Source organism: Wolbachia endosymbiont (group B) of Dolichovespula media, assembly GCF_947179505.1.
Classification (GTDB): domain Bacteria; phylum Pseudomonadota; class Alphaproteobacteria; order Rickettsiales; family Anaplasmataceae; genus Wolbachia.
This window is the reverse complement of record NZ_CAMXBR010000003.1, coordinates 15,285-29,988: the sequence shown is the minus strand read 5'-3', so window position 1 is coordinate 29,988 and position 14,704 is coordinate 15,285. Positions and strand designations below refer to the sequence as shown.

General features: G+C 36.1%; 17 protein-coding genes and 2 pseudogenes. All 19 read right to left on the bottom strand.

Annotation, left to right across the window (positions count from 1 at the left end; all coding sequences use genetic code 11):
- Positions 1–336 precede the first annotated feature (336 nt).
- Positions 337–924: a hypothetical protein gene (locus OM967_RS02720; RefSeq protein WP_264337578.1), complete on the bottom strand. Its 588-nt coding sequence runs from the start codon at positions 922–924 to the stop codon at positions 337–339.
- A 31-nt stretch (positions 925–955) separates the two neighbouring features.
- The gene (locus OM967_RS02715; protein ID WP_264337577.1) at positions 956–2,443 is read right to left on the bottom strand and encodes a recombinase family protein; all 1,488 of its coding nucleotides are present in this window, start codon (positions 2,441–2,443) and stop codon (positions 956–958) included.
- 2 nt (positions 2,444–2,445) lie between these two features.
- Complete coding sequence (locus tag OM967_RS02710; RefSeq protein ID WP_264337576.1) at positions 2,446–2,877, bottom strand: DUF2924 domain-containing protein; 432 nt, start codon at positions 2,875–2,877, stop codon at positions 2,446–2,448.
- A 4-nt stretch (positions 2,878–2,881) separates the two neighbouring features.
- Positions 2,882–3,355, bottom strand: a complete 474-nt coding sequence (locus tag OM967_RS02705) for an ankyrin repeat domain-containing protein (RefSeq protein WP_264337575.1) — start codon at positions 3,353–3,355, stop codon at positions 2,882–2,884.
- Positions 3,356–3,393: 38 nt separating this feature from the next.
- Complete coding sequence (locus OM967_RS02700) at positions 3,394–4,104, bottom strand: ankyrin repeat domain-containing protein (protein ID WP_264337574.1); 711 nt, start codon at positions 4,102–4,104, stop codon at positions 3,394–3,396.
- A gap of 168 nt (positions 4,105–4,272) precedes the next feature.
- The gene (locus OM967_RS02695) at positions 4,273–5,427 is read right to left on the bottom strand and encodes a phage tail protein (RefSeq protein WP_264337573.1); all 1,155 of its coding nucleotides are present in this window, start codon (positions 5,425–5,427) and stop codon (positions 4,273–4,275) included.
- Positions 5,412–6,023, bottom strand: a pseudogene (locus OM967_RS02690) (baseplate J/gp47 family protein); the annotation flags it as partial. The gene OM967_RS02695 and the pseudogene OM967_RS02690, both read right to left, overlap by 16 nt.
- A 2-nt stretch (positions 6,024–6,025) precedes the next feature.
- Complete coding sequence (locus OM967_RS02685; RefSeq protein WP_262986668.1) at positions 6,026–7,369, bottom strand: IS110 family RNA-guided transposase; 1,344 nt, start codon at positions 7,367–7,369, stop codon at positions 6,026–6,028.
- A 270-nt stretch (positions 7,370–7,639) separates the two neighbouring features.
- Positions 7,640–7,819 (bottom strand): annotated as a pseudogene (locus OM967_RS02680) (baseplate assembly protein); the annotation flags it as partial.
- Positions 7,820–7,821: 2 nt separating this feature from the next.
- Entirely contained in the window at positions 7,822–8,157 is a 336-nt protein-coding gene (locus tag OM967_RS02675) for a GPW/gp25 family protein (RefSeq protein WP_264337572.1), read from the bottom strand.
- A complete protein-coding gene (locus tag OM967_RS02670; protein WP_264337563.1) occupies positions 8,154–8,408 on the bottom strand; it encodes a PAAR domain-containing protein in 255 nt (84 codons plus the stop codon). Before OM967_RS02670 ends, OM967_RS02675 begins: the two co-directional genes overlap by 4 nt.
- A 3-nt stretch (positions 8,409–8,411) precedes the next feature.
- The gene (locus OM967_RS02665) at positions 8,412–8,876 is read right to left on the bottom strand and encodes a phage baseplate assembly protein V (protein WP_264337562.1); all 465 of its coding nucleotides are present in this window, start codon (positions 8,874–8,876) and stop codon (positions 8,412–8,414) included.
- Positions 8,863–9,339, bottom strand: a complete 477-nt coding sequence (locus OM967_RS02660; RefSeq protein WP_264337571.1) for a hypothetical protein — start codon at positions 9,337–9,339, stop codon at positions 8,863–8,865. The genes OM967_RS02665 and OM967_RS02660 overlap by 14 nt, the downstream gene beginning before the upstream one ends.
- The gene (locus OM967_RS02655) at positions 9,336–9,839 is read right to left on the bottom strand and encodes a phage tail protein (RefSeq protein WP_405197049.1); all 504 of its coding nucleotides are present in this window, start codon (positions 9,837–9,839) and stop codon (positions 9,336–9,338) included. The genes OM967_RS02660 and OM967_RS02655 overlap by 4 nt, the downstream gene beginning before the upstream one ends.
- A 112-nt stretch (positions 9,840–9,951) precedes the next feature.
- A complete protein-coding gene (gene ltrA / locus OM967_RS02650; protein WP_264337348.1) occupies positions 9,952–11,265 on the bottom strand; it encodes a group II intron reverse transcriptase/maturase in 1,314 nt (437 codons plus the stop codon).
- A gap of 498 nt (positions 11,266–11,763) precedes the next feature.
- Positions 11,764–12,069 carry a head-tail joining protein gene (locus tag OM967_RS02645; protein WP_143688821.1) on the bottom strand — a complete coding sequence of 102 codons (306 nt, stop codon included), beginning with the start codon at positions 12,067–12,069 and terminating at the stop codon, positions 11,764–11,766.
- An 85-nt stretch (positions 12,070–12,154) separates the two neighbouring features.
- Complete coding sequence (locus tag OM967_RS02640) at positions 12,155–13,159, bottom strand: major capsid protein (RefSeq protein WP_264337560.1); 1,005 nt, start codon at positions 13,157–13,159, stop codon at positions 12,155–12,157.
- A 43-nt stretch (positions 13,160–13,202) separates the two neighbouring features.
- Complete coding sequence (locus tag OM967_RS02635; RefSeq protein ID WP_264337559.1) at positions 13,203–13,577, bottom strand: head decoration protein; 375 nt, start codon at positions 13,575–13,577, stop codon at positions 13,203–13,205.
- Positions 13,578–13,644: 67 nt separating this feature from the next.
- Positions 13,645–14,691, bottom strand: a complete 1,047-nt coding sequence (locus OM967_RS02630) for a S49 family peptidase (protein WP_264337558.1) — start codon at positions 14,689–14,691, stop codon at positions 13,645–13,647.
- Between the last annotated feature and the right edge of the window lie 13 nt (positions 14,692–14,704).

Here is a 14,704-nt window from a genome sequence, read left to right as displayed (position 1 = left end):
ATAATATTTCTATAAGCTGGGGAAAGCGTATTAAGTGAAGGTATTTTAAAACTTGAGCATGGTTATGGTAAGGCAGAAGTAAACAATCAAAAAAGCCAGAGAAGAGTAATAGTTTTAATGCGGTGGGCTAAGAATGGGGCTTTGTTATGGTGTTTGTCTATATAATATTTGGTGTACTTTTTATTGTTATCTTCTCTAATTTGTTAGACTCTTAATAAATGGAGTAGAATGTTAAAGGCTCCATAAGCTCAAATTAAGAAAAAATGACAGTGGGGCTAAGGTAAGTGATATTAGGTTAATAATTTAAGAGATTTTTTAGAGAAGTTATCTTGGCACTTATGGTTTTTGAGTATACGCTGGATTTAAAGAAGACTGAATATCTTCCACTTTCTCGAGCTGGGTATTGGGCTTTATAGCATTATACAGGGCAAAACCCATACAAACCAACCCAATAATCCCGCCAATTACCGCTATAACGTGTACTTTGGAATATTCAATCAGTAGATAAGATGCAACACAACTTACCAATAATACCGCACCAACAACACCAGCCAGGATTGCTTGTCTTTGCTGCGTTGTTTTTGTTGATGATTTCTCTTCCACAGCATCACATGGCTTTATTTCATTTGAAGGAAAGTCATTGGGTACATTGGACGTCTCTATTGGAGCATCTTGAGTCTTTTCGCTGGTTTCACATGTAGGCTGAGATATATTAATATTATCACTATTTTTATTGATATTTTTACATAGCTGAGTGTCAATTTCTGCAGCTTTATCAGCATTAGCGATCTCTTTTACCTCAACTTCTTCTGGAATATTAGAGTTCCTTGATTCCTCTATGACAGCTTCTTTTGCAGTAGTGGTATCTTTTCTATTTTTTGACTTTCTGGTAATACCTCTCCATATTTTCTTCGGTGTTCTCATGATGTTTTTCTCCTTGTTACTTTTATAAACGTTACATCGCTAATCCATAAAATTTTTCTACCTGCTCACTCCACAGCATCGGTATTTCCCTCAAGTCAGCTAACTTTAAACCCCTTCGCTGTCTCCCATTTACTATATCTTCTTTAATCTTTGGTGCTAAATAATTCAACCTTAAAACTTGCTGTATACGTCTTGTACCTATATTAATTTTGGCACTCAGTTCCTTCACACTTTCGTATTTTCCCTCTTCTAGTTGCCGTTTCCACAGATGGGCTCTTACCACTGCTTTCAGTAATGCATTGTTTGTTTTACCTTCTGGTTCTACTACCGTGCATTTATTTCCTTTCTTCTTTATTGGTATAAATTTTTCCTCTGATTCAGAACTCACCTCTATTCCATTCTCTCTCACCATTACTCCTTTTATTAACTTTTTCACTACTTCTTTCTGCTTTCTAAAACTTAAATTTTCCCATTTTTCTTCGGTCTTGTCTTTCCAATTTTCATATAGCTGCTCTGTTTTCCTCATTACTTCTTTTTCCACCTCTCCTGCTACTATAGTTCTGTTTATTGATTCACAACCTTTTCCCCTTAAATGGTTATTGCACACGTAATATCGATATCTCTTATTCTCTTTTTTTGCATACGTCAGCGTCATATTTATACCACAGCTCTTGCACTTAATTATTCCCCTAAGTAGCGCTTCCTCATATTTTGCTTTTCTATATGGTTGATTCTTTATCAATTCCTGTGCTTTTTGCCATTTTTCTTCCTCTATTATTGCTTCATGCTTTCCGTCATATTGTTTATCATAATGTCTTATCTTTCCTACATATATTGGATTTGTTATTATTCTTCTCACCGTCGCTTTTTTAAAGGTATCTGCTTTCGTTCTGTAACCTTGACTATTTAGCTCCCTTGCCAGTTCTGCCATTGATTTTAGCTCCAAATATCTTTCAAATATGTGCCTTACTATTTTTGCTTCTTTTTCATTTATTATTAATTCTTTATCTTTCACATCATACCCTAGCGGCAAAGTTCCACCCATCCACAATCCCTGCTCCTTTGATGTTGCTATTTTGTTTTTTACTCTCTCCACTATCATTTCTCTTTCTAGCTGTGCTCCTCCTGATAACACTGTTTGTACAAACTTTCCCATTGGCGTATTATTATCAAATATCTGCGTTACTGCTACAAAATTTACTCGATGTCTTCTAAAAAATGACGTTACTTCAATGCTGTCTTTTGTTTCTCTTGATAGCCTATCTAATGTATATACTACTACACAGTCAACTTCTCCTGTCTTTACATCTTCAAACAACTCCTTTATCGCTGGTCTTTCTAAGTTCTTTCCTGAATAGCCTCCATCATCGTACCTTTTCGCCAATGCTACCCAGCCTTCTCTGCTCTTTATGTACTTTTCACATGCTACTCGCTGGGCATCAAGACTGTTAAACTTTTGTTCTAGTCCGTCTTCATTTGATTTTCTCGTATATATCGCACATCTTACTTCTTTTAGCATTTTCAACTTCCATTTTTATCACGCATCCCAAATAATAAAGGTCCGTTGTAGCTCATTCCCATTATTTTTCCGGCTACTGCTGATAATGATGTGTAAAATTCTTCTCTGTAGATTAAACCCTTATCTGTTACCATTACCGCATGCGTTTCCTCACCTCTCTCTAGTATTAATTCTGTACCTTCTACTGGTAATTTATCGCTACTTATTCTTTTTCCCTTCTCTATCCGATCTGCCAGATACTCTAGTCTTTTTGTCCCCTTTCTTGACATTTCTCCATACGCTTTTGCCTGCATTCTATAAGCTAATCTTGGTATCAGATATTTCTTTGAGTATCTAGGCGCCTCTTCCCCATATACCTTCTTCCATATTTTTCTCAGCTCATCCAAAGGTTTTCTTTCTAAATTCATTACTTTCTTTTCTATTTCTTTCTCCATATTTTTAGCCCTTCATAAATAGCTTTTCAATTCTGTCTGTTTCTTTCTTTAATACCTCGGTTATCTCTTTACTATTTTTCGCATAATCGATTGCTGTCATTCCGAACTTATCTTCTTGCTCTATTTCTGCTCCTGCTTCCACTAACTCTTTTACTATTTCTACTTTCCCCACCATACATGCAAGGTGCAATGGAGTGCATTTATTGCCATACTCTTCAGCATTTACATTCCCTCCTGATTTTATCAATTCTCTCACGGTTTCTAGACGTTTCTCCGTTACCGCTAGGTGCAGTGCTGTATATCCTTCTATATCTTTAGCATTCACATTCGCTCCTTTTTCGACTAATAACTCCACTGTTTTTACCTCTACTGCATAATGTAGAGCTGTTCTTCCATTCTTGTCTCTTGCATAAATATTTTTATATGAGTTCTCTAATAGCGATTTATTAAATGATTCTTTGTTACCAAGCTTTAACATAATCCACCTCACCTTTTCTTTAAAATCAAGTCCCCTTTTTAAGCCTTTCTTCCTACTACATTTTCTACCTCATCTATCATTGCATTCACTTGGCTGATTATCTTGCTTGCTAAATTTTGACATTCTTTCTTTATTAGCGATTTGTCTCTCTTCCTTATTTCTCCTATCTCTATTATTTTTAGCTCCGGCATGTAGCTTCCATTCAACATGTCTGCTATTTCTCCCACTAGCCCCTCTATTCCATAGCACGTCAGTTCTCTACTTTTTGTTATTCCTCCTTTTTCTCTCAAAAATTTACTCGCCTTTTCACTCTCTTTGCTATCACATAGACGATACTTTTCACTTTCCCAGATATAGTACATTGGTGTTGCACCGTACTTATTCAGTTGATTAACTTCAGCTCCGGCCTTTACCAGCTCTTTTATTATTTCAACTCCTGCTCCTCCTATTTTGCACGCAGAGTGCAGTGGCGTACATCCAGTGACATATTGAGTGGCATTTACTTCTGCTCCTTCTCTTAGCAGCACTTTTACATTTTCTAAACTTTTTGCAAATACTGCACAGTGCAGAGGTGTATAACCATTTTTATCTCTTGCATTAACATCTGCTCCTTTTTTTATTAATAACCTCACTGTTTTATAATCAGAGATTTCTACTGCTTGATGCAAGATCGTCTCTCCTTCTTCATTTCTTTTATTAATATCGTTACTTGATACTTCTTTAAAAAACTTACTCTTGCTAAAACTCATTTCATACCTCACAAAATTAGCTTTTCTAGCGCCAGACAAATTTCTTATATTTACCTGCTGCTATTCAAGTCATGTCCTTTTTAGCATGAGAAAGCAAGTCCTTTTCTTTTTATTTCATACACTTTTACCTATTATTAATATAATATATGAGAATCTAAATATAAGTATTTAACTTATTACACATATTACTTGACTATTTTTCCAATTTCTGTGCAAATGTCGATGTTCGTGCCACTTCAGTACTCCTGGGTAAAATACTAAAATGTGCTTTTCTAACTCGTGTATTGAGTCTTTTTGCTCTAAATCATTTTTATAGTAAACGTTGTGTTCTGCTAAACCATATTTTGTAATCTTCTGATCTGTATAGTTTTCTATTTTGTAGTGGTGAGTAACGCTAAACCTTTCTAAAATTGGCTTGTGTTTTAAACTCCAATGTTGCCCTGAAAGTTTATCGTTTCCCAATACAAATTTATTTCCTTCTTCTTCTATTCTACCAACCGGAAAACAGCTATTTATTTCTCCTAATTTCCAGCTATCTGACAGTACAATCTGCGCTTTTGCAAATTTAATCGATGGTAATAAACTCTGTGGTAATGGATATAGTGCTTTTAAGTTGTACCACAAATGATCTCTTTCATAGATGCCTTTATAATCCCTTGTGTGAGGCTCGGTTTCTCCAAGGATTGCTACATCTAGGCGATATATATCATTGCTTAAAGCTCGTTCATAATGATCGCGTAGATAGTTTTCTATAATCCTAATAACTGGACCACTAGACCTGAAAAAATTTACTCTTCCAAACGATAACACTGGTCCATCTTTTTCTATTTTTACCCCTGAATAATCAGAAAGAAGATCTCCAAATAAACTCTCATCCAATATAAATCTCTGCACATTATAATAATCGTTAAAAATCCTCATTAATCTGGATCTTACAGGCAGTGATAGTTTTGCCAGCTCTACTACTGCATCTACGAAGAAGTCATTTGGTACCTCTTTTATCCCTACTTGCAACTCAAAAAAGTGTTTACCGGGTGGCTCTTCAATAATTGTAATATCTTCTATATTTGCCCACTTTAGTGCTATTTTGAGTGATGCTGGGGTTCCACGTAGTCTTTGAAATTTTACTCCTTCTACTACGGCTTTTCTTCTATCTTTTACCCAACGCAGTATCTCTTCTAAACCATATTCTTCTATTATCCACGGCAATGTTTCTTCTTTAAGACTAAACTTAAATCCTCTGATACAGTTTGGATCTACTTTATAATCTATCGCATCTACCAATACTTTTTCTTGTTTTGTTGCGTTTAGTGGCAATAGCATTTTAAATTTCGCAAATTTGCACACTCATTCCCCAGAACCACAACATCCTCTCTTGGCTCGATTAATTCCACATTTTCTACACCCTCTACAAATAGATTTGCTATTATCCATGATCTTGTAACATTCCATCCTAGCCTTCTACTTGCTTCAAACTTCTTGATGAACTGCTTCTTGATTTCTTCCTCTGATATTATAGGACTTATGCTCATTCTACTGTGGATATCTATTTCCATAATATTGCAACCTATTACTGTTACTGTATCAGTTAAAACCCTTATATCATCTCTAGTAACCTGCTTTTTTACAATTTCTAGTAGCTCTTCTGACACTATGCCAGTTTGTGTTGATAAGATTGAAATTTGTACTTTCCCTGGTATAGGTGATTCTACTAGTGCATCTTTTACTCTACTATCTGCTGACAGTGCATGATATTTATAATATTCCTTACTTCCTCCTGTTGACCAACCTGCTATTTTTGCTTTTACCCTCTTTCTAAATCGTTCGTCCTCTTCTTCTTTTTCTCTCTCTACTCCATAAAATTCAGCTAAATTATCAAGATCTTCTCCTTTCGCAAATTTTAGTAAATTGCTCTTTACTTCTAAGAAACTTCCCCTATCAGCTCATCTTTTTTTATCAGGATATAACCAAATTCATTGGCTTTTTTACCCAGATTCTTTACTACTCTTTCCTTATATAACTTTTCATAATAATCCATTCCTTTTTCTACATATTCTTGTCCACATTTCAGCATTTGATAAAAAATACATGCTAATTTTCTTGCTGTAGCAGTTATTGCTTTTGGTGCTCCCAATCGATTTTTCAATCTTCTACAGTACGCACCTAATGCACTTTTACTGTGCAACATAGAATAACCAGCAAGTCGAAAAGCATTTGCAGCACGGTTAATTACTTTACGAGTTCCACTTCTAATCACTCTTTCTCCTGTAATCCTATTAAATGGACATAATCCCAACCAAGAAGTAAAATGTTTTTCTGATGGCCATTTATTAGCATTAAGACCAACTTCTGAGAGGATGGTCTGTATATTTGATGTATTAAGCCCTGGAACTTTGGTGAAATCCATGCCAGTTATTCGATACAATTCTTCGTGTGCAGCAAAGTTTGGTTTGTTTCCTGCAGACCTCTTTACTTTACTGCATTGCTTATTTTCATTTGATCTTGTTTCAAGTGTTTTATAATAGTTTTCCATACTTTTATCACATTCTTTTATTTGCTCTTGAAAAAAAGTATATGCTTCGTATTCTTGCTTTAATGTAAACAAATGCTCTTCTCTATAGTCACCTGTTAGTGCTTTTGCTATGGTTGATCTGTCATTTTTTATTCGTCTATCACTCAATTCAGCCAATCTATTAGAGTTTCTTTCACCCGCAATTATTGCTTTAATGATTCGCATACCAGTTACACCTGTAATATCACTAATAACCTTGTGTAATTGAATGTTCATTTGAATTAATGCTTTTTGCATACGTTGAGTGTGTACAGCTGCACTTTTTATCAGGTTGTCATGTTGTCTATTATAACCACGTAGTACACAAATTTGGTTATCAGGCCTAAATGATCCTTGAAGTAACCCATAGCTATGTAATTGCTGTAACCACTGGCAATCTTGAACGTCTGATTTTCTTCCAGGTACATTTTTTACATGTCGTGCATTTACCAGTTTAACTTCGAATCCATATGATTCAAGTATTTGAAACAAAGGAATCCAATATACTCCTGTTGATTCCATGGCTATCGTTCTAACTTCACACTTTTTCAACCACTTTGCTAGGTTATGAAGATCTACTGTAAAGCACCCAAATTTTTGAACGCGTTGTTTATCTCTCCCTTCTGGTACGCATGCATAATGTACAGATGAACCAATATCAATTCCTGCTGCATTAGGATTCACTACTTCTAATTTACTTTTTGCTTTTGCCATATAAAATCCCTTATATATACCTTATAATGAAGAAGTGCTTTAGCTTGGGGCGGTTATATTACACAATCTTCTAAACGAGGTAGCTAAGAAGCTCCATCAATGGTTTGACCGTCCCTTCCAAAATCATACTGATCCACGGGCATTTATTGCACCATTGCGAACTCGATTATAACTGCAGAAGCACTTCTTCATAAAATTATATCCAAAAATTACTGCAATGTGCATTAGGACGTTTCTTTCTGGTTTAACAGATTTTGTCTGTTCCGGTGCTGATTCATTTATTCTTTGTCTTAGTAACAATTCCCTCCATGCTGCTACTTCTAATACCTTCATCGCTGGGTCACTTTCTACTAACGCTGAAAAGGTTTCATCTCTACACACTAACTCCTCCTTCATTCTGGAAAAGATTTCCTCATAGCTTAGTTTTTCAATAATATTAGATGTCTGCATTTCTAAACAACTACTCCACTAATACCTATGAATTTGCCTTCTGAAAGATACATACCTTCAAGTACAAGAGTCATTTTTCCTTCTTTAGCTTCAGCAATCTTTACTTTTTCTAACTTAAATCTCTTCTCAAATTTCCCCAGTGCTTCTGCTGTTGCTGCATAGATTTCCAAAGTTGAATCTCTATTTATTGGCTTATCTACTAATTCAAATAATCGAGAACCATACTCTCTTCTCATAATACGTGATCCAATAGGAGTGGTTAAAATATCAGTAATTGATTGTTTTAAATGTTCTATTCCTTCCAATTCCTTTCCCGTGCTAGCATTCATGCCTCTCATTCTGCAAATACATTTTTGCTAACACCTATCACTTTAAAACTACACGATACCAAGTCTCCTGTTCTTGTTACTTCCATACCGTTCACAAATACGCTGTTTGACCCTTGCGTTAGTGTCTCCCCTATAGTCAAGATATCACCCCTACGACACACAGATCTACTATTTACAAATACGTCTTCACTTCCACTCATACAAACATGAACCGGTATTCCTGTACAATTATCCCCTACACAAACGATTGCTTTACCCATATGCTAGTTTAGATCTATTCTCCTTCCCTTAAGTTTTATTCTTTCTTTTGTCATTTCTATACTCGATTCTCCAGCTTTCAGTGTTATTTTATCTACTACTTCAATCTCTAAATGATGTTTATCTTTATCGTATGACAACTTTGTTCCATCTTGAAATGTTAAGCTACTCACCTCTTTTTTATTCTCTGATGCAGGGTATTTTTCCTGGTATATCCCTCCTAACACCACTCCTAACGATAATTCGCCAAGAGGAGAAAATACCACAACTTGTTCATTGATATCTGGCGGAGACCAATCTCTATCTTTTCCTGCTTTGCTCGTTATCCACGGTAAATAATCTGTTAAAAGTTCTCCTATTTTCACTCTTACTTTTGCTTTTTCATAATCTATTTCTTTTACAACTCCTATACGAACAATGTTGGCCAGTTTTCTCTGTAATTCCGAAATTGCAAAATTACTTTCTAACATTTATTTCACCGATTTCTATTTTGTGTGGGATAAATTTTCCTTCTTTCCAAATAGATCGCCCTACGTGTATTCTATGCACCCAATCCACCATCCACACTAAATACGCATCTAACTCCGGCCTAAATCCGTCAATTTCCGCAGAGATAAATTCTCCTGGCGAAACATTCTTCACGTTCCAAGTATTTTTATTTACTACTCTTGCAACCTCAGCAGCTAATGTTCTGACAATAATAGGGGCATTTTCTATTGTGCTATCAATCACAATTCGTGCTTCAAATCTTGCTTTCAGAGCTAATTCTTCAGTACCTGGATCTTTACCTGGTTTTAAACTTGCTAGTTCCACAAACACCGCTGGCGCTACTAATTCTTTTCTTATTGCTGGATAAATTTCACATGTCTGTATAGCCGGTATTTCTTCCTTTAACTTAGTACAAATTGCTTGATGTAAATCTTTCAAATTCATCCTTTATAGCTCAATTCACGTTCAAAAAATTTTGTAAATACTTCCTCAACCTCATAATTAACAAGATTTCCTATTATCCTTGAAGCCTCAGGTTCTAGTGGCAACTTAATTTCCTTTATTGGCAGGGCTGTTCTTCCTTCACGCTTAAAAATACCGCTATTTCCTTTTGGCATAACTGCTGCAAATCCTCCTATAAACTCATGCTTTCCTACTTTCGATCCTCTTCTTGTTTTTTGTATTTTACCAATTATCGATGCTCTAATGTCGTAGAGATTTGCTCTAATTAACACTTCTAATCTGCTTGTTTTTGCTTTAAAAATTCTTAATCTCTTTCTTATCAAACTTAATTTTATCTTCTTTTCCTCACTAATTTCTTTTGCTGTCTTCAATTTTAGCCATAGTGCTGTTCTGTTTAACGCTCTCACTATTGCTAATTCTATTTTTTTTCTTTTAGCATTTACACTTTCTATTACCTCATTACTATTAACTTCTATATGCACAGGTCTGGTAGAGACTTATGACCTTGAAATCAGCGATTTGGTCTCATAACCATAGTCTCCCCAAAAGAACCGTGCTTGCGGATTTCCCGCACACGGCTCCACAATACAGCGTTCACACTAGTGCTCCTGTGTATAAAGAAACATATACCTTTGGTTTTGGTAATGGATTTACTTTTAAATAGTGTATAAATTGTTCCCAATCGATACTTTTCTTTTGACTACGTCGGTTTATCCACTTAAATGCTAACTTTGTTGCCAGTCGATTGAATTGAATCAAACACCGATAATTTCCGCTAACTCCGAAGTAGCTATAGTGTCCTGTTAGTTTGGCTTTAAGTTTCTGCCACCAATCTTTGAGACAGATACGACTTCGTACCATCTTCAACCACTCTTTGATTTCTTTAATCTTTCTAGCTAGGCTTATTTTTGAAGTTTTCTGCTTCATCATAAGTTTACCATTACGACTTTTTCCACAATAATGTGTAAATCCTAGAAAGTTGAAGCTAGCCGTCCTACGTTTCTCTCTTTCTGCTTGATACCATTCTTTCTTACCAAACTTTACTATTTTTGTTTTATTTTCAGCTATTTCCAATCCAAATTTACTTAGTCTTTGTTTCAGTAATTCTAGAAATTCTTTTGCGTCTTCTTCCCTCTCGCAGCCAACTACAAAATCGTCGCAAAACCTTATTAGCTGTATATATCCTCTGGCTTTTGGCTTAAATTTCTTTTCAAACCATAAGTCCAGCACATAGTGTAAGTATATATTAGCTAATACAGGGCTTACTATACCACCTTGTGGTGTGCCTTGATCGGTTGCTTTGTAACATCCAACTTCGACTATTCCTGCCTTTAGAAATCGTTTTATTAACCACAATAAATTTGGGTCAGCTATTCGTTCCCTTAGACAATTCATTAGCCATTTATGTTGAACATTATCAAAGAACTTCTTGATATCCACTTCTACAATATAGTTAATTGGTTTGTGCATAACTGCTTTATCTAGAGCGTTTATCGCCTGATGACAATTTCTTCCTGGTCGAAATCCATACGAGCTGTCCATAAAGTTTGCTTCATAAATATTTTCTAATATCTTCTTTAGCATTACCTGTACCAACTTTTCTTCTGTTGATGGTATTCCGAGACCGCGTTTTTCCTTGCTTCCAATTTTGGGTATGTATACCCTTTTCACTGGTTGCGGTCGGTATTGCTTTCTCTTCATACTATCCACTAGCGTTCTAAGTTTCTCTTCTAGATTTTCTCCATAAGCTTCCACTGTCACACGATCTATACCGCAAGCCTTGTTGCGTTTTAGTTCCTTGTAACACTCTGCAAGATTCTCTTCATTAATCAAATGAACTAGCGATGTAAATTTTACTCGCTTATCTTGCTTAGCCCTTACTGCTATCTGGTTTAGTTTTCCTTGCATACTCCTCCAATCTCTGTTGTATTGGTATAGCAATCCCTATACCAGTCACTATATTGCTAACCGCTTCCCCTTGTATGTGGCTTTCCCACACTCCGAGTACTATCAGTTAGTCCGACTTCCTTTGCATCTTCCTCCAGTCCTTGCCTTTATTGACTTGTTCCAGAGTACCCTTACAGGAATACAAAGGATCTCCCAAGTTCACGTAAGGTCCATCTCAACACATGACGCGGCCTTCGATCCCGATGGGGTGAGTAATATCTTTCCTTAGCGTTATTACCCATGTTGCCTTCCACCAAATGTAAAGTGTCGGCCCCCATGACGCGTGAATTACGGGACTCAATACCTTCACTTTCGTTGCACCCTATGTTGTCCATTCCATTAGCTTTACTACGCTCGTTACCTTACGCAGCATAATGGTTTGTTCCAGGTTGCTGGCTAAGCTTTACCCGTGTTGGATTTTCACCAACTGTTCCTTACGCACTTCTTGGCGCACACATTTTACACCCCATACGCTTCGATTCGCCAGACCATTCCAGATTTATCTCTAAGTGGTGGTGTGTGTATTTTGTATTTGCAATCACCTATAACAAAAATATCTCCTACAATTGGCCTCAGTATATCAAAAATGCTTACCTCAAGAAAAAGCATCTCTCCCACAAATTGTCCTTCACCAATCTCGTATAATTTATCTGGCTGTTGCTTTAATACCTGTACCATATATGACTTATTCTTTGACTCATATAAAGCTAACTCCCCTAAATGGATAAGACAATCTTTAAATAATCGCTTAATACTCTCTTGCATTCTTCTATTTTATTCATTAAGTTTTCATCAGTACGCTATATGCTGATAGAATACTAACTGCCTTTTTGTTGCTCTATCAGTATTTTTATGTTGCAACGACCTTGACCAAAACGGCCGGGCGGTGGCACATTGGCAGAGGGTTCGACTGTGTATGCAAATCAGTCCCTCTATCAAATCTTCTTGGCTCTTGTTTTGCATAGAGTGGCTGTCCAAGAGTATTCACTGTTTCATTAAAATCTGCTGGTGCAAAATATGTTGTAAATGTGCTTGCTGTTCCTACTGGAAAACAGTGCCCTGTATCTTTCTCAATAAACCTTCTTACATTTCCCTCAGGATCAGTTGCTTGCCCTCTATATTCCTCAAATGTGATTCCGCAGAATGTAAATCCTGACCTCATATCATTCCTTAGCGCTGCTCCTTCTTGCCATCTCTCATATGCCTCTTTCACCTTACTATGGGAAGTTAATGCATCAAAAAACTCAGGGCTTACCAGTGCATGAATTCCCGTCATATATTCACCACTTAAGTTATCCTCAATATGTCGCAATACCTCCAAGCACTTACGCTTTACATCAGTTGTTGCTGTTCCAAGGGCAAAATTTACTACTTTTGGTGTTATTTCAAATTCGTTGTACAGATTTAATAATTCCGACCCATCAGCATCTAAAATTATTCCCTTCAGCGCTCCCATACGCAAATGCTCCAACGTTATTGCATGTTTATTTCTCATTAGCTGCAAATGGTCAGTTATTACATCTGCCAGCGCTTTCAGTTCACTTTCTGACCCAAATGCTCTTATTCCCTGTACTTCCTCTGGTAACACTACATCATCGTGAGGAATATGTGGAATCGTAAATGTTCTTACTTTTCTTTTTCCTCTTTTTCCTACTGTTGCTGGTGCTCCTGGTATTTGTGTTGGTAATAAACTTAATACTCCGTTGTGTTCTTCTATGGTAATATGTCTAAATCTTACTGATCTACTTGGAAACAAATTTAAATTTTCAATTCGTCCATAATTTATCGGCAATATATTTATCGCATTTGTTAGTGCCGTCATGCTAAATGCTGTGTTTGTAAATGGATTTTGCATTTTTTATTTTCCCCCTTTGTGTTTTTTATTGTTTAATATAGCCTTAGACTGCTTTACGGATAATGATCCCTCGTCCTTCAAGTTGCTTTATTGCTGCATTTTTTTGCTCTTCAGTGATATTTGCTGGCCACACCACTGCATGATCTGCTAGTATTGCACCACGAGTAATAATTACTCCTTTCATATCAGAATCTTTGCTATGTATATCGGTTGTAATTACTCCTACTGCTGTTTGTGTGCCGTCTGTTCCAGTGGGGTTCAGCACTCTAATAAAACCATCATCTGTCTTCTTGGCAACTACTGTACCAAGTTTAATATTTTGATCTTTCGCTACAGTTATTTGGTCTCTTGAATATAGACTTGATGCTTCATACTTTAATAAGTCACCTAGATTATTTTGTTCGCTTATACAACTCATAAATTTCTCTCCTTAACTTCTTACCGCCGCTTTTATCAATGCTATATACGGTGGTTATAAAAATACTTTAACTCCTACGACTTCTTGCTACCTGTATCATTAAATCTTCTCCTGAATTCTGTGGTATTGCACTCAGTATTTCTGTCTTCTTCGTTCGCTCTGCTAGCAGTTCCATTAAAACTTCCCTGGCTTGTTCAACACTTACGCTTTGCTCAATAAATTCTCCTATCTTTTCTGGCATCTTTGACATATTACATAATCTTATTATCTCTAAAATTTCTCTACGACAGTTTTCGTAGCCTTCATCAGTTAACTCATTAGTTGTCATACTAACACTCCTATGATTATTGATAAATTCAAAAAATGTTGTAACTCCATCTGCAACACCTATTTCTACTGCTCTCTCGCCAAAATATAGCCCTGCCTCCGTTGATCGAATCTTTTCAATTGAAAGACCTCTGTTCCTCGCTATTAGCTGCACAAACATTTCATATAGTCGGTCTACTTCTTTTTGTAAGCTTTCCAGACTTTCAGACGTTATTGGCTCATGTGGGTTTAAATCATTTTTTCTACTTCCTGCAAATACTGTGGTATATTTTATTCCACATTTTTCATCAAACCTACTTTGATCTATATGACTTGCTATTACTCCAATACTGCCCACACCAGAAGTTCTGCTCACAAATACCTTCTCAGTGCTAGAGGCTATAGCGTACGCAGCAGAATATGCATCATCATTTGCTATTGCAATAATTCTCTTTTTTGTTCTTGATTCATAAATAAAATCAGCTAAGTCAAATACTCCATTTACCTCTCCTCCTGGACTATCTATATCAAGCAGAATAGTTTCTATATCTTTGTTTGATAATGCTTCTTCTATTTCTTCTTGAATTTTCTCATATGATGTCATTCCCAGAAAATCGTCAAAAGCTCCTGGTTTTTTGGTCAAAATTCCATGTATTGCTATTACTGCTGTTTTTTCTATATTCTGATTTACTGCATGTTTTATATTTTTAAAGATAGGTTGTTTTCCGTTATATAGTGACAACAGGTCAAAGCTTTTTTGCTCTATCATCATCGGCCTACATAGCCAGTTGGTTTGTAAAATTTCCATAAAGTAAACGAGA